Source organism: Aeromicrobium flavum, from assembly GCF_007992115.1.
GTDB lineage: Bacteria > Actinomycetota > Actinomycetes > Propionibacteriales > Nocardioidaceae > Aeromicrobium > Aeromicrobium flavum.
The window spans coordinates 20,545-45,979 of sequence record NZ_BJZQ01000019.1 but is presented as its reverse complement, the minus strand read 5'-3'; the positions used below and the strand labels follow the sequence as shown (position 1 = coordinate 45,979).

Genomic DNA, 25,435 nt, shown 5'->3' with positions numbered 1-25,435 from the left:
ATCTCCTTCATCTCAGCCACCCGACGTCAGGTGGAGTCCGGCCAAACCAGGGAAGAATGCGAACGCGATGGTGATCGGCAGGATCATGAAGACGACGGGGACCATCATCGCGATCTCGCGCCGACCGCCGGACTCGAGCAGCTCGCGCCGTGCCGCCTCGCGGACGTCGGCGGCCTGCGCGTGGAGGACGTCGATCAGCGGGGTGCCGCGATCGATCGCGACGGCCAACGCCTCGGCGAACCGCGCCACGCTCATCACGCCCGTGCGCGCGGCGAGGTCGTCGAGCGCAGCCACGACCGTGCCGCCGGCACGGACCTCCGCGAGGACCCGGCCGAGGTCGCGCGACAGGGCACCGTGGCTGACGCGGGTGACCCGGTCGAGCGAGGAGACCGGGCTCTCGCCGGCGGCGACCGACAGGGCGAGCAGGTCGGCGACGGTCGGGAACTCCGCCCGCATCCGCGCCTCGTGGCTCCTGACGCGCGCGGACAGCCTCTGGTCGCAGGCCAGGCAGCCACCGATCAGGCCCGCCCCGCACCACAGCAGCAGGGCGATCGCCGGCGGTTGCGCCATCGACCACGCGACCAGGGACATGCCGACAGCCGCAGCCAGGCCCACCGCACCCCACGTCGCCTGCTGGACACGGAAGTCCTCGATGCTCTCGTCGCTGCCGCAGCGTCGGAGCCGACGGGCGATCGCGGCGTTGCTCCCCACGGACTCGCCGATCCCTCGGGTCACGCGCCGCCACGAGGGCCCGACGAGCTGATCCAGGATCCGACCGGCGGGCGGGCCGATGACCGGGTGGATGTCGCGGACGTAGGGCAGCACGCGGTCGGCCAGGCTCGGGCGGCGAGCCCGGCGCCACCCCTGGACCACGAGGATCAACCCGCTCATGAACGCCGCTGCGACCAGTGCGCCGGTCATGCGAGGATCCTCTGCTCGGTGGGCAGGCGGCCCAGGCGCAGCATCAACCGGTAGGCGACGAGGCAGATCGCCGCCCCCGCGACGAGCAGCAGGACGCCCGACGGCGTGGCGAACCGCGCGATCAGCTCCCGCTGGAGGCTCATCATCAGCAGCACGAGCCACGGCGCGGCCACCGCCAAGCGGGCGGCACCGATGGTCCACGACTGGCGGGACTCGAGCTCGCCGCGCGTGCGCAGGTCGTCGCGCAGGAAGCCGGACAGCGATCGCAGCAGGCGGCCCAGGTCCCCGCCACCCACCTCGCGGGCGATGCGGAGTGCCTCGACGACACGGTCGCCGATCGGGTCGGCCAGCCGCGCCTTGAGCAGATCGAGGCTCTCGGCGAACCGACCGGTGGACCCGTAGTCGCGGCCGAACTGCACGAACGGCCGGCGCAGCTGCTCGGGACCGCGTTCGCCGAGCTGGATGAGCGCTTCGGGGAGCGAGAGTCCGGCCCGGACGGCGGAGGCCAGATGGTCGACGGCGTCCGGCCACGCCTCGGCGTGCTCGCGCTGACGCCGCACGGCACGGGAGCGGACGAGGGCGAGCGGCGTCCACGCAGCAGCGATGCCGGCCAGGAGCCCGACGACGGCCACGCCGGTGATCCCGGCCGCCACGACGGCAGCGACGAGACCGGCGCCCATCGCGGCGACCACGATGGTCCGTGGGCTGACGTCCGGCATCCCGGCCCGCTCCAGCAACGCCTCGATGCGGCGTGGTGCACGGGGTCGGGCCGGGCTCTCCGGCTTCGGCTGCCAGTTGTCGGCGAGGAGCACGAGCCCGATGCCGAAGACCAGGCCGATCAGCGTTCCCACAGCGACCCCGGATCGATGCCGGCGGCCTCGAAGGCCTCACGACGCTGGGGCGTGCCAGGCCCTCGTTCGAGGACCCCGCCCCGCCTGACGAAGATCGGCTCCGCCTCGATGATGCCGTTCTCGGCGCGGCCGGTGGTGGCGACGATCTCGCGGACCGTGCGGCGTCCCGCCGCGTCGATCGCGGTGTGCACGACGATGTCCACGGCCGTCGCGACCGTGGGGACCACGAAGCTTGCCGAGACGTTCTCGCCCGCCAGCAGGGGCAGGGTGCAGAGCTTCACCAGGGCCTGCTTGGCCGAGTTGGCGTGAATCGAGGCCATGCCGGGGAGGCCCGAGTTCAGCGCGAGGAGCAGGTCGAGCGCCTCCTCGGCGCGGACCTCGCCGACGATGATGCGATTCGGGCGCATGCGCAGTGCTTCCTTGACCAGCATCCGCAGCGTGATCTCTCCGGTTCCCTCGAGGCCGGCCTGACGGGTCTGCATCGCGACCCAGTCGGGGTGGGACGTCTTGAGCTCGAAGACCTCCTCGACCGAGACGAGTCGCTGGGTGCCCGGGATCGCGCCGGCGAGACAGTTCAACAGGGTCGTCTTGCCGGCCTGCGTGCCTCCGCTGACGACGATGTTGAGTCCCGCCAGGACGCAGGACCTCAGGAACTCCGCCGAGCGGTCGTCGAGGGTGCCGAGCGCGACCAGGTCCTCCAGCACCGAGGCGCGGGCCACGAACTTGCGGACGTTGACGGCGGTGAATCCGCGCGTGATCCCGTCGAGGACGACGTGGAGGCGGTGCCCGCCGGGGAGCATGGCATCGACGAACGGCTGGCTGATGTCGAGCCGACGACCGCTCGACGACAGCATCCGCTCGACGAGCTCGCGGACCTGATCGGCGGTGAGCATGACCGACGTCAGCTCGTGGCGGCCGTTGCGCGCGACGAAGACCCGCTCGGGCTCGTTCACCCAGAGCTCCTCGACCTCCGGGTCGTCGAGGAAGCGCTGCAGCGGACCGAACCCCACGAGGTCGGAGACCAGCTCGCCCACGACGCGGTCCGGCTCGTCGAGCGCGCGGACGGCTCCGGTGAGACTGCGCTGCTCGTGCTCGGCGACCGCGTCGCTGGCCGCCTGCCGCAACGCGTCGACGTCGGTGCGCGGGTCGATCCGCCGCTCGCGGACCAACGCGCGGACGCGATCGGCCAAGACCTCCATGCGCTTCCCCCCGAAAGCCGGAACTGCTTGGCCCGCATCATTCCCAACCGCGAGTTGCCCCGACAAGGCCCGAGAACCAATCTGTGGATGAAGGGACGAAAGAGACGCCCAAGCCCGCGAGCGTCCGAGTGAGATCGTCTGCCGGACGTGTCCGGGCGGATCGGTCAGGCGCTGCCGAGCCAGGCGTCCCGGACGGCGGCCAGTGCCTCGTCGGGGCTGGCCCTGATGACGCCTTGGTGGCCCAACCCCGTCTCCCACGCTTCCTCGGTCGGTGCTGTCTCGAACATCCGTGGCGTGGGCGGACGGCCCGTGGGGCCATGCTTGACGAACAGGTCGAGAGCTTCCGTGGTGACTGCGCCACGCTCGGCGAGCGCCCAGAGGTCGTACAGGTCACGCGCGGCTGCGCGGTCGCTCCATGCTGCGAGCTTGGAGGCGGCGAAGGCAGCGATGGTCGGCACGCGCAGGGACGCGGCAGGAACGCCCTCGTACCGCTGGTACAGGCTGACGACCTCCGTCGGCCAGGCGGGATAGCCAGTGCCGTCGAGCAGTTGCACCTGCACCTGGAGGTCGTCGACCTGCAAGACCGCCGGCTGCGAGCCGCGGGTGCTGGTGAGCTCGGGCTGCCAGGTGACCTCGCCGTAGGCCCTCGCCAGCGCACGCGAGACGACGCGGTCCATGTCCTTGGCGATGTCAGCGCGACGACCCAGGGCGATCAGATCGATGTCCTCGCTGAGCCGGAGGTCGGTCAGGTAGGTGCGACTGAGCGCGGTGCCGCCGAAGAACGTCAGCTGGTCGTCGGCAGCTGCGACAGGGCGACCAGTACGTGCGAGATGAGCTTGTCGCGTCGCACTTGCGGTGCTGACACCGAACTGCTCGAGGACACTCGCCTCGTCGGTGAGTTGCGGCGGCCCGGCATCGGTCGGCGCGGTCACCGCGTGGCCTCGATGAGCCCAGCGGCGCGGCGGCCGAAGTGCTGCTCGTCGGCGAGCGCGAGCAGGTGCTCGGTGTCGACGCGCGGCATCAGGTTCTCGATCGCGGCGTGAGCCTCGGTCTCGAGGCCGCCCAGGTTCGGTCGGCGCGCGAGGTCGAGGACGGTCTGCTCGACGGTGGTGACCAGGACGCGGCCGGTCTCCACGGGCATCCGCACGCCGTCGAGGCGGGCGGTGTCGCGGGTGACGAAGACGACCTGGCCGCCGTCATCGAGGGTGATGGGTGCGTGCTGACGCGGGACGGCGACGATGCCGGCGCCGATGGCACGAGGCAACGCCCCGTGGAGGCGTGCTGCCGTCAGGCCCATGAGCGCGATCTCCTCGCCGGGGTAGGCCGTCGTCGCGATGGCCGCGGTGGCGGTCTCGATGGTGGGCCGCCACGGGAGCGGTCGGTCGTCCGGCGGAGCCATGTAGTAGCCGGGAGCGAGCCGGATCAGCTCGCCCTTCGCGACATGGTGGCGCAGGAGGGCGCGCGGGTTCGCGTACTTGTCCGCGAGATTGATCGGCCGGGCGGCGCGCAGTTGCGCGCGAGCGACATCTCGGAGTGCCGTCATGTCTCCTCCGTTCCACTATTAGTGAAATCGTAGCATTGAACACTACGTTTTCTCTAGTGACGCACTTCCGCACCGAGGGGAGTTCCGGACGAACGAAGGAGTATCCCCGCTCTCCTCGCGGGAAAATCGACGGGAGTCGCCGGAAAGCCCCGTGCCAGATGCGGATGAGACGGAAGTGATGCACCCTGTGGTCATGATGCGTGTCGGACGCCGGTGGGGCGTGGCTGTCGCCCTGGCCCTGGTTCCCTCGTTGATGACCCTGCCCAGCCATGCCACGACGGACACGGCGCCCACGCCCGAACCGTCGACCTCGGCCACGACCGAGCCCGTCGAGACCGCTCCCCCGGCCGAGCCCGCCCCGACGCCCACGGCCTCCCCCGAGCAGACCGCCCCCGCACCGGAGCGATCGGCGGCGCCACGGACCGCCACCGCACCGCCCGCGACCTCGAAGCGCACGGCCCAGGCAGCGACGAAGCGCTGGGTGAGCATTCAGGTCAACAGCGGCCACGACACCCGCGTCCTCACCCGCGAGAACTTCTGGCTCCGCGGCCGCGTGCTGACCACGAAGGGCAAGCCGCAGGCCCGGGCGAAGGTGAAGATCTACCGCTACAGCGGCAAGCGCAAGACGAGGGTCAAGACGCTGCGGACGTCCAAGACCGGCTGGTACTCGTGGTCGCCCGCCAAGCCGAGGAGCGGCGTCTACCGCGCAGTCGTCAGCACCACCCGCTCGTCCGCGAAGATCAGGGTCAAGCGCCACACCGGCACCCGCACGCTCGCCTCCCGCGAGAAGTCGATGGGCTTCCTGCTGGGCAAGCCGACGTCCGGCGTTCGACGCGCCGGCGACGTCGCGTGGCGCAACTACGCCCGGGCGACGCTCGTCCAGCGCGGCAGCCGCACGTGGCTCGTGCGCGGCAAGCACCTTTCGACGTACCGCTCGCACGCCGGCGCGAAGGGCAGGCTCGGCGCCCCCACCGGCGACGTCCGGTGCGGCCTGCCCGAGGGCGGGTGCCTGCAGCAGTTCCGCACCGGCGCCATCTACGTGAACAAGAAGGCCAAGAAGAAGGTGACCGTCGCGGTCTCGCCGAAGCTCGGTGCGGCCGACCTCGTGGCGGTCGCGAAGTCGCAGGTGGGCTACCGCGAGAAGACGCCCCGCCAGAGCAAGTACAACCGGTGGATCGGTGAAACCGATCCCCCGGACGCGTGGTGCGGCTACTTCGTCTCCTGGCTCGCCCACGCCGCCGGCAAGCCCGGCGCGGTGCTCAAGTCCAAGAGCTTTCCCGCCCTCGTGAAGGCCGAGCGCAAGCGCGGACGTACCGCGAAGACGCCGCGCGTCGGACGCCTGGCGTACATCGGCTACTTCGAGAAGGGCAAGCCCACCCACGTCGGGATCGTCTCGAAGGTCAAGGGCGACCACGTCTGGACGGTCGAGGGCAACGTCTCGGCCGGCGGCGGCTCGCGCATCCCCCGCGGCGTCCACGTCGTGAAGCGGCACACGTCGCGCATCGTGTTCTACGCCGACCCGAAGTACTGAGCGACGTCACTACAGGCCGGCGCAGAGGTCGGGCCTCGCGCCGGCGGGCATCGTGCAGCCCGAGGTGAGGTGGACGCTCGCGGCCGATCCCAGGCCCGTCGTGCGGAACGACTGCCCCTTCGACGGACCGACGACCAGCTCGCCCCGATCTCCGTCGGAGGTGGTGTAACCGAGCCTCAGCCGCCACGTGCAGGCGCAGTCCGTGGCGCGGGCGAGCACGTCGACGTACTCCTGGTCCGACGACGTCACCTCGAGCGTCTTCGGCGGGGTCTCGACACCCGTCTGCGGATCCATCCACGTCACCTTCTCGTCGTCGAGCGACACGCTCAGGTACGACACGTCGGCGACACCGCCCTGGTCGCCGGTGAACCAGTAGCCCGCGAGCGGCGGCTTGCGGTCCTGCGTCTCGACCTCGAACTGGTGGATGGTCACGGTGTCGCCGCCCGACGCTCGCAGCTGGAGCCGGAACATCGTCGAGTGCGCGTCGAAGGCACCCTCCTCACGCGACACCTCGTCCGGCGGCAGGGCGCCCTCGCCGGCCACCCACGCCGCGGCCCGGTCACGGATGCCCTCGGTGTCGGCCGGCCACACGTACTCACCGCGGTGCTCGGCCTCGACCGGGGAGACGAACTCGTCGGACGCCAGGACGGTGACGCGCAGGGGGTCCTGACCCGCGGCCTCCTTGGCCTCGGACCACAGTCCCGGGCCGAAGTACGACACCGCCCACGCGGCGACGATCGAGGCGAGCGCCGCGCCCATCACCTTCAGGCGACGACTCGGCGTCATGCGCTGCTCGGACATGCGGCCCCCCGACCTCGGGGACGGCCTCAGACGAACGCGACCCCGTGCCTCAAGGATGATGACGCGCGGGCGCGGGTGGCAAGGACCAGGAGCCGACTGGCGCTCGCGGGACGACGGACCGAGGTCCGTCGCCGTGTCACTTCGTGGGGTCGGCGTCCCTCGGGGTGGCGGAGGCGGCACCCGGCAGCGGCATGCGGTGCGTAGCCTCGATGTCGTGGCCGGACTGGTGAGCGCCCTCGGCCGGGATGGTGGGCCGGTAGTGCTGGCTCTTGGAGTTGATCGCAGCGGCGATCAGCCAGATCACGACGAAGAGCAGTGCCGTGCCGCCGATGAAGAGCCCCACCCACTCGAGGAACGAGAACGCCTGCGGGTCCTCGGGCCAGTCGGCCGAGTCGGGGCGGGTTTCGGCCGAGGCCGGCATCGCGGCCGCGACGACGGCGAGCAGGGCGGCGGTGACGGTGGTGATCACTCGGGCGAGGCTCATGGGCCCATCGTATCCACCGACATCGGGGCGTGACCGCTCACCCGTAGGGTTGAGGGGTGGATTGGTCATGGACACCTGAGGACGTGGTCGCCTGGCTGCTCGACGTGCCCGGCCGCGCCGTCCTCATCATCGTCATCGCGATGGTGCTGCGCTGGCTCGCGCACCGCTTCATCAACCGACTCACCGGCCGTGCCGCCCAGGGGCCCGTCCCGGGGATCCTGGCGAACTCCAAGGCCGGCGTGTTCCTGTCCGACCTGCGCTCCGGCACGAGCGAGCGTCGCCGGCAGCGCGCGGAAACCATGGGGTCGCTGCTGCGCAGCATCGCCTCCGGCGCCATCTGGAGCATCGCGTTCGTCATGGTGCTCGGCGTCTTCGGCCTGCCGATCGCTCCCCTGCTGACCGGTGCCGGCGTCGCGGGCGTGGCGTTCGGCTTCGGCGCCCAGACGCTGGTCAAGGACTTCCTCTCGGGGATCTTCATGATCCTCGAGGACCAGTACGGCGTCGGCGACGCCGTCGACCTGGGCGAGGCGTCCGGCATCGTCGAGTCCGTCGGGCTGCGCGTCACCAAGCTGCGCGACGTCAACGGCACCGCCTGGTACGTCCGCAACGGCGAGATCCTGCGCGTCGGCAACCAGAGCCAGGAGTGGGCCCGCACCGTCCTCGACGTCACCGTCGCCTACGGCTCCGACCTCGAGCTGGTCCAGCAGATCCTGCGCGACGAGGCCCACGCGCTCTTCGAGGACTCGACCCTGTCGTCCGTCATCATCGAGGAGCCCGAGGTCTGGGGCGTCGAGCGCTTCGACAAGGACGGTGCCGTCGTGCGCACCGTGCTCAAGACCGCTCCCCTGCACGCCGGCGACGTCGGCCGAGCCCTGCGCAGCCGGGTGCTGCGCCGCTTCGACGAGGCGGGCATCCGCATCCCCTCCACCACACTTCCGCCCTCGGGAGGCGCCGCATGACCGAGTCCCAGCCGACCTCCGCGGAGCCGGAGACGTTCTACGAGGCGATCGGCGGACGCGCCACGATCGAGCTCATCGTCGACGTCTTCTACCAGGGCGTCGCGCAGGACGAGGTGCTCAAGGCCATGTACCCCGAGGACGACCTCGGGCCGGCCGCTGAACGCCTCACGTTGTTCTTCGAGCAGTACTGGGGCGGGCCGAACACGTACTCGCAACTGCGGGGACACCCCCGCCTGCGCATGCGGCACGCGCCCTACGCGGTCACCGAGGACGGACGCGACCGCTGGCTCAAGCACTTCCGCGAGGGCCTCGACGCGGCGAGGCTCGAACCCGAGCACGACGCCCAGTTCTGGGCGTACGCGCAGCACGCGGCCAACTTCATGATCAACTCGCCCGGCTGATCAGGCCAGGGCGGCGGCGAGCGACTCGCGCTCCTGGTCGCTGAACCGGCGCGAGGCCTGCGTGTCGGCGTCGAAGCCGACCAGGATCGCCGTCGACGAGGTGAGCACCACGCCGTCCTCCACCAGCTGCGCCTCGATCGTGAACGAGGCGTTGCCGACCCGCGAGACCCACGCCCGGACCTCGAGCTGCGCAGCGGTCCAGCGGATCTCGCGGTGGTACCGGACCTCGACGCTCGCCACCACGAACCGGCCCGGCGTCATCTGCGTCAGCACGGTGGAGATGAACGGGATCCGGCTCTCCTGGAACAGCTCGAACACCTGCGGCTCGCTGACCCGGCCCGACGCGTCGGCATCGGTGTGCCGCAGGGCGATCGACGCCAGGTGCGCCTGCTCGTTGACCTTCGTGTCCTCGGTGAGGGTGCCGAAGTCCGTCTCGACCGTCGCGAACTCGTGCTCGCTGCCGGCGACCAGGATCGTCTGCGACACGCGCTGCGGCTCGAGCCGGCTCTCGACGACGACGGGCGCACGCCCCAGCAGGATCGGGCGCTTGAACTGCACCCGCATGGTGCCGATCGGGCCCTCGGGCAGCTCGCCCATCGCCGCACGCGCGTTCTCCGCGTACTTGAGGTAGACGACGTTGTTGACGTGGTTCAACGAGTCGAGGTCGGCCCAGCGCATGGGGATCTCGTGGCGGAACGGGGTCATCCGCGCATCCTGCCACCCCTCATGCTGCGATCCGGAGCCGGCGTCAGGCTCCCAGCGTGTCGTCGATCTCGACGACCGGGTCGCCCTCCTGGACGATCTGGCCCTCGGAGACCAGCACCGACGCCACGTGCCCGTGGGCGGGCGCGACGACGGGAATCTCCATCTTCATGGTCTCGAGGATGACCAGCGGGTCGCCGGGTCCGACCTGGTCGCCCTCGCGAGCCAGGATCTTCCAGACGTTGCCGACGATCTCGGCCTTGGCGTCGATCATCGGTGCTCCAGCAGGCGCATCGCGGAGACCAGCCGGTCGCGAGTCTCCTCGGGGTGGATGACGTCCTCGATGATCCCGGCCTCGGCGGCCAGGAACGGACGGGCGACGTTCTCGCGGTACTCGCCCGCCAGCTCGTCGCGCAGGGCGCCGGGATCGTCGGCCGCGGCGAGCGCGCGCCGGTGCAGCAGGCCCACGGCTCCGCCGGGACCCATCACCGCGATCTCGGCGTTCGACCAGGCCCACGCGTGGTCCGCGCCCAGCGAGGTCGAGCCCATCGCGATGTACGCGCCGCCGTAGGCCTTGCGCACGACGACGGTGAGGCGCATCGACTTCTTGGCCTCGACGTACGCCTTGAGCACCTTCGCGCCGTGCGTGATGATGCCGCGGCCCTCCTCGACGGTGCCGGGCAGGAAGCCGGGCACGTCGACGAGGGTGACGATCGGGATGCCGAAGCGGCCGCAGAACTCGACGAAGCGGGCGATCTTGACCGAGGTCTTGGAGTCGAGGATGCCGCCGCGGACGGCCGGCTGGTTCGCGACGACACCGACGGGGCGGCCGTCGATGCGGCCGAAGAGGGTCAGTGCGCTGCCGGCGTGCTCGGGCATGAGCTCGAGCCGGGCGCCGTTGTCGAGCACACCGTCGACGACGGCGCGCATGTCGAACACGACGCTGGCCTTCTCGGGCACGACGGTGGGCAGGGCGTCGGCGGAGCGGGGGTTGACCGGCACCGGGTCGCCCACGGGGAGGCGGGCCTCGGTGTTCGACGGCAGGTAGGACAGCAGGTGGCGCACCGACTGCAGCGCGTCGACCTCGGTCTCGACCTCCAGGTGGGCCACGCCGCTGGTGCGGGTGTGCATGCCCGAGCCGCCGATCTCGTCGGCCGTGGCATCCTCGCCGGTGGCCGCACGGACGATGTCGGGGCCGGTCAGGAACATGTGCCCGTGACCCTTGACCATGATCGTCCAGTCGGTCAGCGCCGGCGAGTAGGCCGCGGCCCCGGCACACGGGCCGAGGATCACCGAGATCTGCGGGATGCGCTGCTGCGCCTCGACGTTGAGCGCGAAGATCTCGCCGCAGCCGTGGAGGGCGTGGATGCCGTCGGGCACCCGGGCGCCGCCGGAGTCGTTGACGTAGACGATCGGGAAGCCGCTGTCGATCGCGAACCGCTGGGCGCGGCAGATCGCCGCCGCCATCACCGCGCCGATGGCGCCCGAGGCGATGGCCGCGTCGTGGCACGCCACGACGACGGGACGCCCGTCGACCAGGCCCCATCCCGTCACGACGCCGCTGCCGGCACCGGACTGGGCCGACTTGAGCGGCGCGAGCTCGACGAAGGTGCCCTCGTCGAGCAGCAGTTCGGCCCGTTCGCGGGCGGTGTGCACCCGGGCGCCGCGCGGCTCGACGCGGGCGAACCGCTCGCGTCGGCGTTGGTCCAGGCTGGCCCGGGGGGCCGAGACCGAGTCGGTCGTCTGCGTCGTCAGCCGGTCGTGAGAAACATGAGGCATTCCTCGACTATAGACCAAACATGAGGAATCCCTCATATTCTTGCTGCGCGTTTCGGATGTGACCTTCCGCACCCGTGAGCCGTGCGATACGGTGAACTAAGCAAGCGCTTAGACACCCAAGGAGACCACGTGTCCGAATCCCGTACCGCCATCATCACCGGAGCCGCCCGCGGCATCGGCGCCGGCATCGCCAAGCGATTCGCCGCCGACGGCTACAAGGTCGCCGTCCTCGACCTCGACGAGGCCGCCTGCCAGACCGTCGTCGACGAGATCGTCGCGAACGGTGGCCAGGCGCTCGCCGTCGGCGCCAACGTCGCCGACGCCGACGCCGTCGAGGCCGCCGTCACCAAGGTCGCCGACGAGCTCGGTGCCCCCACCGTCCTGGTCAACAACGCCGGTGTCATCCGCGACAACCTGCTGTTCAAGATGACCTCGGACGACTGGGACCTGGTGATGAACGTCCACCTCAAGGGCGCGTTCCTCATGACGAAGGCGGTCCAGAAGTACATGACCGAGGCCAAGTACGGCCGCATCGTCAACCTGTCGAGCACCTCGGCCCTCGGCAACCGCGGCCAGGCCAACTACTCGGCCGCCAAGGCCGGCGTCCAGGGCTTCACGAAGACCCTGGCGATCGAGCTGGGCAAGTACGGCGTCACCGCCAACGCGATCGCCCCGGGCTTCATCCAGACCGACATGACCGCGGCAACCGCCGAGCGCATCGGCGTCCCGTTCGACGACTTCATCGAGTACGCCGCCAAGGAGATCCCGGTGCAGCGCGTCGGCCAGCCCGAGGACATCGCCAACACCGCGGCGTTCCTGTGCGGCGAGGCCGCGGGCTTCGTCTCCGGCCAGGTCATCTACGTCGCCGGCGGACCGAAGGACTGACGTGACCGCTTCTGACGAAGTGAAGGGACTCGACCTCGGGGCCCTGCGCACGTGGCTCGACGCTGAGGTTCCCGGGGAACTCCCCGGGGACCTCAGCGCCACCCTCATCACCGGCGGCAAGTCGAACCTGACGTACGTCGTGTCGAACGGCGAGCGCGACGTGATCGTGCGCCGTCCCCCGCTGGGTCACGTGCTGGCCACGGCCCACGACATGGGCCGCGAGCACAAGGTCATGGCGGCGCTCGCCGGCACGGCCGTCCCCGTGCCGCGGATGATCGCCGCGTGCTCCGACGACTCCGTCATCGGAGCGAACTTCTACGTCATGGAGCGCATGTCCGGCACCGCGTTCCAGCGCGCGGTCGACCTCGAGCCGATCGGTGCCGAGCGCACGCGCGCCATCACCGAGCGCCTCGTCGACACCCTCGTCGACCTGCACGCGGTCGACTACGCGTCCGTGGGCCTGGCCGACTTCGGCCGCCCCGACGGGTACCTCACCCGCCAGGTGGCCCGCTGGAAGAAGCAGCTCGAGTCCTCGCGCTCGCGCGAGATCGACGGCATCGACGAGCTGGCCGAGCGGCTGACGTCGTCGGTGCCCGCGTCCAGCGACGGCACGATCGTGCACGGCGACTACCGCCTCGACAACGTCCTCGTCGACACGAACGACGGCGACCGCATCACCACCGTCCTGGACTGGGAGATGAGCACGCTCGGCGACCCGCTCACCGACGTCGCCGTCATGCTGGCCTACCAGAACCTGGCCCTGGCGGCCGGTCCGTCGAGCGGTCAGGTCACCGACGCGCCCCGCGCTCCGGGCTACCTCTCCCCCGACGAGGTCGTCGAGCGCTACGCGTCCCGTTCGGGTCGCGACGTCAGCGAGCTGGGCTTCCACCTCGGCCTGGCGTACTTCAAGCTCGCCGTGATCTTGGAGGGCATCTACTTCCGGCACTCGCACGGGCAGACCGTGGGATCGGGCTTCGACGGCATCGGCGCCATGATCGACCCGCTCGTGCAGCAGGGATTGGATGCTACTTCCAAGTAATCGCGGGTAGGGTGACGCCCGTGACGACCCAGATCCTCCAACCGCGCAAGCGGCCGACGCAGGAGCGCAGCAAGGTCAAGTTCGACCACCTGCTGCAGGTCTCGCGCGACTTGCTGCTCGAGGTGGGGTTCGAGTCGTTCACGTGCGAGGAGGTCGCGCAGCGCGCTGGCCTCCCGATCGGCACGCTCTACCAGTTCTTCGCCAACAAGTACGTGATCGTGTGCGAGCTCGACCGGCAGAACGCGGTCGCGATCGCCTCCGAGCTGGACAGCCTGGCCAGCGAGCTGCCGACGCTGGACTGGCTGGTCCTGCTCGACCGCCTCGTCGACCACATGTCGCGGCTGTGGATCAACGACCCCTCGCGCAGCGCCGTCTGGTACGCCGTGCAGTCCACGCCGATCACCCGCACGACCGCCGAGATCACCGAGCGCGAGCTGGCCGCCCGCGTCGCGCACGTGCTGGCGCCGCTCACGCCCGGCACCCCGCGCGACCGCCGCAAGATCATGGCCGAGGTGCTCGTGCACATGGCCTACTCGATGCTCAACTTCTCGGTACGCGACCTGCAGGAGCACGACGAGGCCATCATCGAGCTCAAGCGGCTGCTGGCCTCCTACCTGCTGGCCGCCGAGGCCGGCGCCACCTGACCCCTCCCCCGTCCGGGTCAGGCGGACAGCGTGACCATCGCGGTGGCGAGGTCGCCGTCGTGACTGAGACTGACGTGGATCGTCACGTCGGGGAGGCGCTTGCCGACCTCACCGAGCAGTCGCACCCGGGGGCGGCCCCACGCGTCGCGGATGACCTCGATGGAGGCGTGGACGTGCTCGTCCATGACCGGGGGCTGACCCCAAAGCGACTCCGACCACGCCTTGATGAAGGCCTCCTTGGCGGCCCACCGGGCCGCCAGCGACGCCATCTCGAGGTCGGGGGTGCGACGCCCGGAGCCAGAAGGAGAGCTCCGGGCGTCGCGGCGCTCGGCAGCGGTGAAGGCGCTGCCGGCGCGGGTGCCCGGTCGCCGCAACTCCTCGGCGAATCCGGGCACGTGCACGAGGTCGATGCCCGTGCCGATCACCGGCACGCGTAGACCCCGTCGTCCCCGAGCCGGGCGCTGTCGTCGAGCAGCAGCGCGGCCTCGCGCTCCCGCACGCCCGACTCGCCCAGTCGTCGGCCCACCGGGCGCCGGTACAGCGCGTCGCCGCCGTACATGGCGTCGACGAGCCGCATGCGACCCTCGATCCGGCGACGCTCGGCCGCCTCGAGGTACGTGGCTCGCTCGTCCTCCGACAGCGACGCCACGAAGCCCTGCGGGTGGACGACGGCGATGAGCCCGGCCACGTGGCCGAAGCCGAGGCTGGTCAGCAGGCCCGCCTTCAGCGGACCGGTCGCCAGCGGCTCGCGCAGCCACACCAGGTGCTCGTGCTCGGCCAGGTCGTCCATGACGCAGTCCAGGCTCCGGTTCGGCGGGATGACGCCGCCCTCGAGCACCTGGCACAGGCCGATGAGCTGGAACGCGGCCGCGCCGCCCTTGGCGTGACCCGTCAACGCCTTCTGGCTCATGACGAACAGCGGGTTGCCGTCCGACCGACCCAGCGCTCCGGCGAGCCGCTCGTGCAGCTCGGACTCGTTGCGCTCGTTGACGCCCGTCGACGTGTCGTGCTTGCTGAGCACGCCGATGTCGTCGGCGCCCACGCCGAGCGCGGAGAGCGAGCGAGCCAGCTGCGACCCGCGCCCGCCGCGACCCGCCGCGAGGGCACCGAGGCCCGGCGCCGGGATCGACGTGTGCACGCCGTCGGCGAACGAGGCCGCGTAGGCGACGACACCCAGCACCGGCAGGCCCATCCGCGCGGCCAGGTCGCCGCGGGCCAGCAGGATCGTGCCGCCGCCCTGCGACTCGACGAACCCGCCGTAGCGACGGTCGTTGGCCCGGCTGAAGTAGCGGTCCTCGATCCCCTTGGCCGCCATGGCCGCGGACTCCGCGGTGGCCGACATGTCGCCGAAGCCCACGATCCCCTCGACCGAGAGGTCGTCGAAGCCACCGGCCACGACGAACTCGGCCTTGCCCAGGCGGATCTTGTCGACGCCCTCCTCGACTGACACCGCGGTCGTGGCGCACGCCGCGACGGGGTGGATCATCGCGCCGTAGCTGCCGACGTACGACTGCACGACGTGCGCCGCGATGACGTTGGGCAGAGCCTCCTGCAGGATGTCGTTCGGCTTCGACTCGCCCAGCAGCGTGTCGATGTACAGCGAGTGCATCGACGACATGCCGCCCATGCCCGTGCCCTGGGTGTTGGCCACCAGCGTCGGGTGCGTCCAGCGCATGAGCTCGGACGGGGTGAAGCCCGACGACAGGAACGCGTCGACCGTGCAGACCAGGTTCCACAGCGCCACGCGGTCGACCGCCTCGACCATCTCGGCCGGGACGCCCCAGACCGTCGGGTCGAAGCCCGTCGGGATCTGGCCGCCCACCGTGCGGGTCAGCTTCATCTTGCGAGGCACGCGGACCTGCGTGCCCGCCTGGCGGGTCACCGTCCACTCGCCCTCGGCGTCCTGCGCGATCCGGGTGTGCTCGGGGTCGGCCTCGCGCATCGCCTGCGCCTCGGCCTCGCCCGACACCGTGAAGGTGAGGTCCTGGTCGAGGTACACCGACGCCAGCAGCGGCGCCGTGTTGTCGACCATCTCGCCGTCGTCGGCGTACCGGCGCACGCCGATCCGCTCGCGGACCGCGTCCTCGTACCGGTCGGCGATCTCGTGCTCGGCGACGACCTCGCCGGACTCGGTGTCGAACCACCCGCGGTTCGTCGAGTCCCAGCTGAGCAGGCCCGTGGACCACGCCAGCTCGAGCACGCCGGCCGCGGACAGGCGGTCCTCGACCTCCATCTCGAAGCGCGTGCGTGCCGAGCCGTACGGGCCCAGCTCTCCGGCGCCGACGATGACCACGAGGTCCTCGGGGCGCGCGGTGACGTCGGACCAGTCCGGCGTCTCGACGCGGTCCAGCCGCGACGGGGGTGCCGGCAGGGCCGGGATCTCGACGGGCGACTGGCTGCGCTCGTCAGCCACGCGATCGCCGGCTGTTGCCTGAGCCGCCAGTGCCTTCATGTCGAGATCGGCGTCGCCGAGGCCACCGGTGAAGTCGAGCGTGAGCGGACCCTCGGTCGCCTCCCGGCGGGCCTGCGGGGTGCAGGCCTCGAGCAGGGCGGCGGCCATCTCGTCGGGCGACCAGGTGCGGACACCCGCGGCCTCGACGGCCTCGACGAGGGGGTCGTTCGCGCCCATCAGGCCCGTGCCGCGGACCCAGCCGATGATGGCGTGGGCCAGCGTGACCTTGTCGGCCCAGCGCTTCTCCGAGCCCCACTTCGTGACGAGCGCGTCCAGCGCGGCCTTGGCCTCGCCGTAGGCGCCGTCGCCGCCGAACATGCCGCGGTTGGGCGAGCCCGGCAGCAGCACGTGGAGGCGGGCGTCGAGATTGCGGTCGGTGACCGACGACGACAGCGCGCCGACCAGCCGCTCGACCGACCACAGCAGGATGCGCATCTCGAGCTCGGCCCGGGGGCCGGCCTCGGTGGCGTCGCCCATCACCCGGCCAGCCGCGAACGGCACGAGCAGGGTCGGGGTCAGCGCCGGCTTCGACACGGTCGTGACGCCGGCGGCGGTGCGGGACTGCTCGGACCCGATCCACTCGACGAGAGCGTCGACGTCGGCGAACGACGCGAGGTTGGCCGGGACGACCCACAGCACCGCGCCGGCCCGGGCGTGCCGGCGGTAGAGGCTCTTGAAGAAGGCCAGCTTCTTCGGCGCCAGCGACGACGTGGTCGCCACGACGGTCGCGCCGCCGGCCAGCAGGCCACCGACGACGGAGCCGGCGATCGAGCCGTCGGCCGCGCCGGTCACGACGGCGACCTCGCCGGCGAAGTCGCCCGGGGTCGTGTCGCGCGCCTCGGCGGCGATGCGGCCGAACCGCTCGTCGCCGGTGCGGGCGAGCCAGTGCTCGGCCTGCTGCGCGACGACCTCGCCGGTGCCGGTAAAGGCGCCCTCGACGTCGTCACCGTGCGCCAGTCGCGCGAGGTCCTCGCGCGCCGAGGCCCAGCGGTCGTCCAGGACGACCGCGTGCTCGGCGTCGAACACGCCGGCGGTCGCCTTGATCCAGTCGGCCCCCAGCTCGGCCTCGACCCGCTCGACGACCGTGGCCGCCTGCTCGTCGGGCTCGACCGCCTCGGGCACGTCGACGAGGTCGAGGTGCTCCAGCACGAGGCGGGCCGCGGAGGCCAGCACCCCGTCGCGGCCGGTGATCGCCGCGGTGAACTCACCCAGGGCGGCAGCGTCGATGGTGCCGCCCTCGCCACCGCCGGCGGACGGCATCTGCACCGTCACCCCGTGGCGCGCGGCCACGGACTGCACCGCGGCGTCGATCGCGGCGTCGACGTCGCCGGCCGAGGCGATCGTCGCCTCACCGAACGCGCCACCGCGGACGCTCTGACCCTCGCGGGTCACCATCGCCAGCTCGGCCAGGACGTGCGAGGCCCAGCCCGCACCCAGCTGCCACGCACCCGTGACGCGCTCGGCGACGGCCGACTGCTTGCGACCCGTCGGGCCGAGGACCTTCTTCAGGTGGTCGCCGAACGCCTCACCGAGCACCGGCCCGAAGGGCTTGTAGGTGCGCGCCAGGGCGTCGACCTGACCACCGAGGGTCACGAGGTCGGCCTCCGCGGCGCCGTCGATCGCGCCGAGCGACAGTTCGCCGCCCAGGTCGATCAGCAGCTGGTTGCGGCGGCTGGACGCGCCGTCGGTGAGCGACTCGATCGAGTCGGCCGCACCGAGCTGGTCCAGGCGCAGCTTCGTCCACCAGGCGATGAGGGCCTGCGTGGCGTCGGCTGCCGAGAACGGCAGGTCGGCGGCGGTCTGGGTGGCGGGGCCACCCGAGGCGGCGGGCGCGGCGGGGGCCGGCGCAGCCGTGTCGGCCTGCGGCGCGGCGGTCTCCGGCTCGTCCTCGACCGGAGCCGGGTCCTCGTCGGTGCCGTAGACGGCGGCGGCGTCGCGCTCGACGTTGAGCACCTCGACGCTCGGGTAGCCGGGGATCTTCAGCGTGCCGGCCGCGAGGTTCGCGACCGTGGGCGCGGAGCCGACGCCGACCTCCACGAAGCGCTCGACCCCGAGGCCGCCCTCCTCGACGGGGGTGAACATCAGGTCCTGCGTCTCGATCCAGCGCACCGGGCTGGCGAACTGCCAGGCGAGCAGCTCGATCAGCAGGTCGCGGCACAGCATGCCCGGGTCCTCCGACCGGCGGACCGTCGTACCGACGTACTGCTCGACCTCGCGGATGAAGTCCTCGTCGAGGCTGAACGGCTTCGGCACCAGGTTCGGCACGTAGCGGCCCTCGAGGATCGACGGGTCGATCGACGGCGGCAGCAGCTCCTGGAGCTTGGCGCGGAAGTCCGGCACGCCACCGTGCAGGACGCGGCTGTGGAACGGCACGTCGATGCCGGGCACGAGGATGAACGCGGCCTTGCCGCCGAACCGCTCGCGGCGCTCGGCCACGGAGCGCTCGAGCGCCTCGAGGCCGGCCACCGTGCCGGCGATTGCGTACTGCGAGCCGCGCAGGTTGTAGTTGACGATCTGCAGGAACTCTCCCGCGGCCTCGCCGACGCCCTCGACGTAGTCCTTCACCTCGTCGTCGGCCAGGCCGATCTGCGAGGGACGGATCGCCGCCAGGCGGTAGTCGCTGCGGCCCTTCTCGTCGCGGGGCACCAGCGTGTGCATGACGGAGCCGCGCTGGAACACGACCTCGACGACGGCCTCGAGGCTGATGACGCCCGACACCGCGGCCAGCGCGTTGTACTCGCCGACGGAGTGGCCCGCCAGGACCGCGCCGTCGACGAAGGCGCCGCCCTCGCGCAGCTCGGCCATCTGGGCCGCGCCCAGCACCGCCATCGCGACCTGGGTGAACTGGGTCAGGTAGAGCACGCCCTCGGGGTGGTGGTGCGTGACGCCGCGGACGGTCAGCTCGGTCGGGTTGTCGCGGACGACGGACAGGATCGAGAAGCCCAGCGCCGAGCGCGTGTGCTTGTCGGCCCGGTCCCAGACCTCCCGCGCCGCGGGGCAGCGCTGGTAGCCCGCCATGCCCATGCCGGGGCTCTGGATGCCCTGGCCGGGGAAGGCGTACGCCGTACGGGGCGCGTCGAGCAGGGCCGAGGCGGCCATGACGATCTCGCCCTCGGAGCGCACCGTGACGTCGAGGACCTCGCGACCCTCGGTGAGGCCGACGCGGTCCGCGCGGACCTCGACCTCGGCACCCGGGCGGACCGGGGCCATGAAGCGGGTCGTCCAGCCGGCGATGCGGCGTCCGGTCTCCGACGTCACCGCGTGCTGCGCGGCGGCCGAGGTCCACATGCCGTGCGCGATCGGCGCGCCGAGGCCCGCGAGGCGCGCGGCGGCCGTGCTGGTGTGGATCGGGTTGTGGTCGCCGGTGACCGCGGCGAACGCGGTCAGGTCCGACGGGGCGGTCACGGTGACGCGGGCGCGGGTGCGGCGCGGCGTGTCCTTGACGTCGGCGTCGCCCAGGGCGGCACCGGCGCGGTCGGGATCGGCCAGCGTCGCGGTGCCCGTGCGGCCGCGGATCGCGAACCGCTCACGCAGGGTGGCGACGTCGCCGACGGTCACGTCGACGGTGACGACGCGGCCGTACTGCGACTCCTCCACCGAGGCCAGGCGGGCCCGGATGTCGAGCGTGGTCCGCTCGTCCGGGAGTCGCCCGGCGGTGATGGCGTGGTCGAGGTGGACGAGGTCCAGCATGCCCTCGACGACGGGCAGGCCCTCGGCGGTGCGCGCCTCGCCGATGACGGCGAACACGGCCGGCCAGGCGAGGCCGACCAGGACGTCGGGCACGCGGTGACGGCCCAGCACGAGCGGGCCGGCGCTGACGGCGGCGTGGTCGGCCGCGAGGTCCGGATCCCAGCCGGCGGCGAGGTGCGCGACGCCGTTCGAGACCTCGGGCAGGTCGCCGGCGACGGCGCCCCGGACGATCTGCGACATGGCGGCGACGGCGGCGTCGGTCGTGACGACCGGCGCGTGGCCCTTCGCGGTGACGGCGGGCAGGTCGATGCGCAGGGTCAGCTCGCGGCCCGCGCCGAGCGGCACGGTGAGGTCGACGCCGGGCTCCCCCGCGACGGACAGTCGGGCACCGGTGGTGGCCTGCTCGGCGGCGTCCGCGCCGGTCAGGACCCACTCGGCACCGAGGCGGTGGACGGGGTTGCGGACGGTACGACCGGCCCATGCGACGTCGGGCGCGGCCAGGACCAGCGCGAGCGGACCCGCCAGCTGGGCCTCGTCCTCGCGCCGGCGGCCGGGCACCCGCTGCGGGGCGCGGCCGGCGGCCAGCAGGGCGTCGATCGCGGCGTCCTCGAAGCGCTGCAGCAGGTCGGCGACGGGTTCGTCGACCCGCGTGATGCCCGCGACGCTCGCGGTGCCCGGGATGACGCACACCTCGTCGGCGGAGTAGCGCGGGTCGTGCGCCTGCCAGAGGGAGTCCGAGCGCCACCAGCGGCGCACGTCGGCGTCGATGACCGGCACGAAGTTCACCGGCTTGCCGGCGCGGCGGCAGACCTCGACGAAGAAGGCCTCGTCGGCGGGGTGGAGGGTGACGGTCTCGGCGTCGGGGTGGGCCTCGAGGAGGTGAGCCAGGGCGGCCGGGCCGTCCTCGACGTCGGCGGCCTCGGCGAAGCGGGTCGGGATGTCGCCACGGTCCTCGGCGGCGAGGCGGGCCTCGGTCCGCTGGACCATCGCGTGGAAGCGGTCGCGCAACGACACGTCGAGCCACTGCGGCGAGCCGTCGGCGGCGGTGCCGGACAGCTCGACGAAGCGGCGCAGCCACTGGCCGTAGGTTATCGCGGCGACGTCGCCGAAGTACGGCTTCGCCGTGCGGTCGAGCGCCTCGACGATCTCGTCACGGCGGGCCTCGACGGCCTCGGCGTCGCCGGCGACCTCGTCGAGGAGGCGGCCGGTGCGCGAGGCGGTGTTGTCGATCTCGTGGATGTCGGCGCCGAGCTGGCTGCGGCCGGAGGCCATGCCGTTCTTCGCCGTGCCGGCGCCGACCCAGGCGCCGGTGCCGCGGGTCTCGACCAGCAGCTGCTTCACCTCGGGAGCCGTCGTCGCCTCGAGCGTCGCCATCGCGGCCGTGCCGACGAGGATGCCGTCGACGGGCATGTCGGGGAAGCCGTGGCGCTGGGCCCACGTGCCGGTCAGCCAGGCGGCCGCGGCGTCGGAGGTGCCGATGCCGCCGCCGACGCACAGCACGACGTTCGGCTGGGCGCGCAGCTCGCCGTAGGTGGCCAGGATCAGGTCGTCGAGGTCCTCCCACGAGTGGTGACCGCCGGCGCGACCTCCCTCGACCTGCACGATGACCGTGCGCTCGACCTGCTTGGCGATCGCGAGGACCTCGCGGATCTGGCGGACGGTGCCGGGCTTGAAGACGACGTGCTCGATGCCCGTCTCGGTCAGCTCGTCCACGAGGGTCACGGCGTCGTCGAGCTCGGGGATGCCGGCCGTGACGATGACGGCGTCGATCGGCGCGCCCGCAGCGCGAGCGCGCTGGACGAGTCGGTTCTGGCCCAGCTGCAGCCGCCAGAGGTAGGGATCGAGGAAGAGCGAGTTGAACTGGAACGTGGCGCCCTCGTCGAGCAGCGTGTCGAGCTCGGCGATGCGGGCGTCGAAGATCTCCTCGGTGACCTGGCCGCCGCCGGCGAGCTCGGCCCAGAAGCCGGCGTTGGCAGCCGCGGCGACGATCGGGGCGTCGACGGTGGTGGGCGTCATGCCCGCCAGCAGGATCGGCGACTTGCCGGTCGCCCGGGTGAAGCCGGTCTCGACCGTGGTCGAGCCGTCGGGCAGGGTCACGAGGCGGGGTGCGAAGGACGACCACGCCACCGGGGGCACGGGGCGGGCGCCGGTGATCGTCAGCTCGCGGTGGCCGCGGCGCGTCGTGGCGGCGACCAGGCCGACGCCGCGCGAGCGCGCCTCGGCAGCCGACAGCCGCGAGGCGAGGTCGCCCGGGCCGAGGTCGATCATCCAGCGCGCGCCGGCGTCGAGGGCGGCGGTCACGTCGGCGACCCAGTCGACGGGATCGACGATCGCCCGCTCGGTGGCGCGACGGGCATGCTCGGCGTCGATGCCGATGCGGGTGGCCCACTCGGCCACGAGGTCGGCGGTGCCGGCCAGGTCCGGGTGGTGGAAGGCGAGCGCGGAGTCGACGGGCTCGATGACCGGGCTGAAGGGAGCACCGCCGGTGACCTTGCGCTCGCGCTCGTCCTTCTCGCGGGCGGCGACCTGCTCGAGACGGTCGGTGGCGGCGGCCAGCGCGGACTCCGGCCCGGAGAGGACCACGGCACGGCGGCCGTTGCGGATGTGGCAGACGGCGCCCGTGCCCTCGACGATGGTGGCGACGCGCTCGGGGACGACTCCCGAGACGGCGAGCATCGTGCGACCCAGAAGGCCGCGGCGGCGTCCGACGAGCTGTGCGGCGGCACCGATCAGGCGGGCGAGTGCGAGCACCTCGACCTCGGGGACGCCGGCGAGGACCTCGGCGGCCAGGACGCCCTGCGAGTGGCCGGCCACGGCGACCGGCGGGTGGGCGGCCACGTCGAGGCCCTGGCGCGACAGGGCACGGAGCCCGGCGAGCTGGGCGAGGGTGATGCCCGGGACGGATGCGGCCGGCGCCGTGATGTCGGCGCCTGCGGGCAGGCCGGGGGCGTCGACGTCCTCGGCGGACTCGCCGACGGCCAGCACGTCGACCCAGACGACCGGGTCGAACCCCACTCCCCCGCGCGCCAGCTCGGCGGCGACGGGCGCCAGCATCCGGTCGCTGCGACGGACGAGGTCGGCGACCTCGCCGTCGAGCGCGAAGTCGCGCACCAGGTCGGCGAGCGGATGCAGCCAGTCACCGCCCTGTCCGCCGAACACGAGCGCCCACGGCGTGCCCGAGCGCAGGTCGTCGAGCAGGCTGTCGGTGCGGCGGTCGGGCTGGGTCGAAGCGTGGAACAGGGAGGTGTCGAGCGTCGTCATGCATCCATCGTGACATAAACATGAGGGATTCCTCATCTTTAACCCGAGGGTTTCCTCATGTTTTAGGTCACACCCACCCCCTCGCGCGTGGTCGGCGGGGGTGGTGTGACTGGTGTAACTGCAACTCGCGTTTGCACACATGGTTACCCACACGATGGGGACAAGTTATGCCTGAGACCGCCGTCAAATCGACGTTTCGCGCAGGATTCAGCAGAAGGGACCACGACGGGCCCCGGGAACACGTCCCGGGGCCCGTCGTGGCGTGGCGGCGTCAGACGCCGCCGGTGAGGGTGAGACCCCCGTCGATCGTCAGGCACTGACCCGTCATCCAGGCCGCGTCCTGCGACAGCAGGAACGTCACGGCGCCCGCGATGTCCTCGGGCACACCGAGCCGCTTGAGGGGGTACGCCGAGGCGACCTCCTCCTCGCGTCCCTCGTACAAGGCACCGGCGAAGCGGGTCTTGACGACCGCCGGGGCGACCGCGTTGACGCGCACGGCCGGAGCCAACTCGAGCGACAGCTCCTGGGTCACGTGGATCACCGCAGCCTTCGAGGCGCCGTACATCCCGATCATCGGGGCGGGCTTCTGGCCGGCGACCGACGCGATGTTGACGATCGCGCCGCCGTTCTCCTTGAGCGACGCGGCCCAGGCCTTCTGCGCCCACGAGACGGCACCGAGCACGTTGACGTCGAAGATCTTGCGGCCGGCCGCGAGATCCATCTCGATCATCGGCCCGTAGGTCGGGTTGATCCCGGTGTTGTTCACCAGGAAGTCCAGCCCGCCGAACGTCTCGATCGCCTTCGCGACCGTCTCGTCCTGGTGGTCGGTGTCGTCGGCCGGACCGGCAACGTACACCGCGTTGTCCGGGCCGAGCTCGGCCACCGCGGCCTCGAGGGCCTCGGTCTTGCGCGCCGTGATGACGACCTTCGCACCGTCGTCGACCAGGCGCTGCGCGACACCGAGACCGATGCCGCGCGACGCGCCCGTGACGATCGCGACCTTGCCGTCGAAGCGGCGTGCAGTCACGAGAGGCGCTCCAGCACCATGGCCATGCCCATGCCGCCGCCGACGCACATGGACTCGACGCCGAACTGCTTGTCGTGCCACTGCAGTGAGTTGATCAGCGTGGACGTGATGCGCGCGCCGGTCATGCCGAACGGGTGGCCCACCGCGATGGCGCCGCCGTTGACGTTGAGCTTGTCCATCGGGATGCCGAGCTCACGCGCCGAGCCCCACGCCTGGACGGCGAAGGCCTCGTTGATCTCGTACAGGTCGATGTCGTCGATGCCCATGCCGGCGTGCTTCAGCGCGGCGGGGATCGCCTCGACCGGACCGAGGCCCATGATCTCGGGCGACAGACCGGTGACGGCCGTCGACACGATGCGCGCGAGCGGGGTCAGGCCCAGCTCCTTGGCCTTCGTGTCGGACATGATCACGACGGCGGCGGCGCCGTCGTTGAGCGGGCAGGCGTTGCCGGCGGTGACGGTGCCGTCAGGACGGAAGACCGGCTTCAGCTGGCTGACGGCCTCGATCGTGGTGCCGGCGCGGGGGCCGTCGTCCTTGGTGACGACGGTGCCGTCGGGCAGCGTGACCTCCGTGATGTCCTTGGCCCAGAAGCCCTCCTCGATGCGCTGCTCGACGAGGTTCTGGCTGCGGACCGCGAACTCGTCCTGCTCCTGGCGGCTCATGCCCAGGTGCTGCGCGACGTTCTCGGCCGTCTGGCCCATCGCGATGTAGAGGTCGGGCAGCTCGCTGTTGCCGCGCGGGTCGACCCACGTGTCGGCGCCACCCTCGGCGCGCTTGGCGGTACGGGCGATCGCGTCGGCGAAGGCCGGGTTCTCGGTGCCGGGCAGATCGGCGAAGCCGTTGCCGAAGCGGCTGACGGTCTCGACGCCGGCCGAGATGAAGGCGTCGCCCTCGCCGGCCTTGATCGCGTGGAACGCCATGCGCGTCGTCTGCAGCGAGGAGGAGCAGTAGCGGTTGACCGTGACGCCGGGCAGGTGGTCCATGCCCGAGAGCACGGCGACGGCGCGCGCCAGGTTGTGGCCGGCCTCGCCGGCGGGCTGCCCCACACCGAGGTGCAGGTCGGTGATGTCGCGGCGGTCCAGGCCGGGGACCTTGGCCAGCGCGGCCTCGATCATCTGGACGGTCAGGTCGTCCGGGCGCATGTCCTTGAGGGACCCCTTGCCGGCACGGCCGATCGGGGAACGCGCGGTGGAGACGATGACTGCTTCGGGCATGGTTGTTGCCTTTCGATGTGCCGGCGGGCGACCCGCCGATGACTAAGCGCTT

20 protein-coding genes are annotated in these 25,435 nt (G+C 71.9%); 6 read left to right on the top strand and 14 right to left on the bottom strand.

Annotation, left to right across the window (positions count from 1 at the left end):
- Positions 1 to 12: 12 nt before the first annotated feature.
- The 5 genes from AFL01nite_RS14000 to AFL01nite_RS13980 all read right to left on the bottom strand — a co-directional run bounded on the left by AFL01nite_RS14000 (position 13) and on the right by AFL01nite_RS13980 (position 4,514).
- Entirely contained in the window at positions 13 to 921 is a 909-nt protein-coding gene (locus tag AFL01nite_RS14000) for a type II secretion system F family protein (RefSeq protein WP_146828430.1), read from the bottom strand.
- Positions 918 to 1,772, bottom strand: coding sequence for a type II secretion system F family protein (locus tag AFL01nite_RS13995; RefSeq protein ID WP_146828428.1), 855 nt, complete (start codon positions 1,770 to 1,772; stop codon positions 918 to 920). The genes AFL01nite_RS14000 and AFL01nite_RS13995 overlap by 4 nt, the downstream gene beginning before the upstream one ends.
- A complete protein-coding gene (locus AFL01nite_RS13990; protein WP_146828426.1) occupies positions 1,760 to 2,971 on the bottom strand; it encodes a TadA family conjugal transfer-associated ATPase in 1,212 nt (403 codons plus the stop codon). The genes AFL01nite_RS13995 and AFL01nite_RS13990 overlap by 13 nt, the downstream gene beginning before the upstream one ends.
- 164 nt (positions 2,972 to 3,135) lie before the next feature.
- The gene (locus AFL01nite_RS13985; protein WP_222593545.1) at positions 3,136 to 3,903 is read right to left on the bottom strand and encodes a nucleotidyl transferase AbiEii/AbiGii toxin family protein; all 768 of its coding nucleotides are present in this window, start codon (positions 3,901 to 3,903) and stop codon (positions 3,136 to 3,138) included.
- Positions 3,900 to 4,514 carry a type IV toxin-antitoxin system AbiEi family antitoxin domain-containing protein gene (locus AFL01nite_RS13980; protein WP_146828424.1) on the bottom strand — a complete coding sequence of 205 codons (615 nt, stop codon included), beginning with the start codon at positions 4,512 to 4,514 and terminating at the stop codon, positions 3,900 to 3,902. The genes AFL01nite_RS13985 and AFL01nite_RS13980 overlap by 4 nt, the downstream gene beginning before the upstream one ends.
- 193 nt (positions 4,515 to 4,707) lie before the next feature.
- On the opposite strand from AFL01nite_RS13980, the gene AFL01nite_RS13975 reads away from it, so the two are divergent.
- On the top strand, positions 4,708 to 6,045 hold the full coding sequence (locus AFL01nite_RS13975) for a CHAP domain-containing protein (protein ID WP_146828422.1): 1,338 nt from the start codon (positions 4,708 to 4,710) through the stop codon (positions 6,043 to 6,045).
- Positions 6,046 to 6,054: 9 nt separating this feature from the next.
- On the opposite strand, the gene AFL01nite_RS13970 is transcribed toward AFL01nite_RS13975, so the two are convergent.
- Positions 6,055 to 6,846: a hypothetical protein gene (locus AFL01nite_RS13970; protein WP_146828420.1), complete on the bottom strand. Its 792-nt coding sequence runs from the start codon at positions 6,844 to 6,846 to the stop codon at positions 6,055 to 6,057.
- A gap of 136 nt (positions 6,847 to 6,982) precedes the next feature.
- Entirely contained in the window at positions 6,983 to 7,330 is a 348-nt protein-coding gene (locus AFL01nite_RS13965; RefSeq protein WP_146828418.1) for a hypothetical protein, read from the bottom strand.
- A gap of 56 nt (positions 7,331 to 7,386) precedes the next feature.
- Here AFL01nite_RS13965 and AFL01nite_RS13960 point away from each other — a divergent pair, with 56 nt between their 5' ends.
- Together AFL01nite_RS13960 and AFL01nite_RS13955 are read left to right on the top strand one after the other, a co-directional pair.
- Positions 7,387 to 8,289, top strand: a complete 903-nt coding sequence (locus tag AFL01nite_RS13960) for a mechanosensitive ion channel family protein (RefSeq protein ID WP_246119730.1) — start codon at positions 7,387 to 7,389, stop codon at positions 8,287 to 8,289.
- Positions 8,286 to 8,690: a globin domain-containing protein gene (locus AFL01nite_RS13955; RefSeq protein WP_146828416.1), complete on the top strand. Its 405-nt coding sequence runs from the start codon at positions 8,286 to 8,288 to the stop codon at positions 8,688 to 8,690. The genes AFL01nite_RS13960 and AFL01nite_RS13955 overlap by 4 nt, the downstream gene beginning before the upstream one ends.
- Here AFL01nite_RS13955 and AFL01nite_RS13950 read toward each other — a convergent pair whose 3' ends face one another.
- From AFL01nite_RS13950 to AFL01nite_RS13940, 3 genes are read right to left on the bottom strand one after another with little or no spacing between them, the layout of a single operon-like run.
- Positions 8,691 to 9,395 carry a thioesterase family protein gene (locus AFL01nite_RS13950; RefSeq protein ID WP_146828414.1) on the bottom strand — a complete coding sequence of 235 codons (705 nt, stop codon included), beginning with the start codon at positions 9,393 to 9,395 and terminating at the stop codon, positions 8,691 to 8,693.
- Positions 9,396 to 9,438: 43 nt separating this feature from the next.
- On the bottom strand, positions 9,439 to 9,666 hold the full coding sequence (locus AFL01nite_RS13945) for a biotin/lipoyl-binding carrier protein (protein ID WP_146828412.1): 228 nt from the start codon (positions 9,664 to 9,666) through the stop codon (positions 9,439 to 9,441).
- On the bottom strand, positions 9,663 to 11,171 hold the full coding sequence (locus AFL01nite_RS13940; protein ID WP_146828410.1) for an acyl-CoA carboxylase subunit beta: 1,509 nt from the start codon (positions 11,169 to 11,171) through the stop codon (positions 9,663 to 9,665). Before AFL01nite_RS13940 ends, AFL01nite_RS13945 begins: the two co-directional genes overlap by 4 nt.
- Positions 11,172 to 11,300: 129 nt before the next feature.
- Here AFL01nite_RS13940 and fabG point away from each other — a divergent pair, with 129 nt between their 5' ends.
- From fabG to AFL01nite_RS13925, 3 genes are read left to right on the top strand one after another with little or no spacing between them, the layout of a single operon-like run.
- Positions 11,301 to 12,056, top strand: coding sequence for a 3-oxoacyl-ACP reductase FabG (gene fabG, locus AFL01nite_RS13935; protein WP_146828408.1), 756 nt, complete (start codon positions 11,301 to 11,303; stop codon positions 12,054 to 12,056).
- 1 nt (position 12,057) lies between these two features.
- Positions 12,058 to 13,095 carry a phosphotransferase family protein gene (locus AFL01nite_RS13930; RefSeq protein WP_146828406.1) on the top strand — a complete coding sequence of 346 codons (1,038 nt, stop codon included), beginning with the start codon at positions 12,058 to 12,060 and terminating at the stop codon, positions 13,093 to 13,095.
- 20 nt (positions 13,096 to 13,115) lie between these two features.
- Positions 13,116 to 13,739, top strand: coding sequence for a TetR/AcrR family transcriptional regulator (locus AFL01nite_RS13925; protein ID WP_246119729.1), 624 nt, complete (start codon positions 13,116 to 13,118; stop codon positions 13,737 to 13,739).
- Between the two features lie 17 nt (positions 13,740 to 13,756).
- Here AFL01nite_RS13925 and acpS read toward each other — a convergent pair whose 3' ends face one another.
- The 4 genes from acpS to AFL01nite_RS13905 form a co-directional block, all read right to left on the bottom strand.
- Positions 13,757 to 14,170, bottom strand: a complete 414-nt coding sequence (gene acpS / locus AFL01nite_RS13920; protein ID WP_146828402.1) for a holo-ACP synthase AcpS — start codon at positions 14,168 to 14,170, stop codon at positions 13,757 to 13,759.
- On the bottom strand, positions 14,161 to 23,142 hold the full coding sequence (locus AFL01nite_RS13915; RefSeq protein WP_146828400.1) for a type I polyketide synthase: 8,982 nt from the start codon (positions 23,140 to 23,142) through the stop codon (positions 14,161 to 14,163). Before AFL01nite_RS13915 ends, acpS begins: the two co-directional genes overlap by 10 nt.
- Before the next feature lie 271 nt (positions 23,143 to 23,413).
- Positions 23,414 to 24,169, bottom strand: a complete 756-nt coding sequence (locus AFL01nite_RS13910) for an SDR family oxidoreductase (protein ID WP_146828398.1) — start codon at positions 24,167 to 24,169, stop codon at positions 23,414 to 23,416.
- A complete protein-coding gene (locus AFL01nite_RS13905; RefSeq protein WP_146828396.1) occupies positions 24,166 to 25,383 on the bottom strand; it encodes an acetyl-CoA C-acetyltransferase in 1,218 nt (405 codons plus the stop codon). The genes AFL01nite_RS13910 and AFL01nite_RS13905 overlap by 4 nt, the downstream gene beginning before the upstream one ends.
- Positions 25,384 to 25,435: the final 52 nt, after the last annotated feature.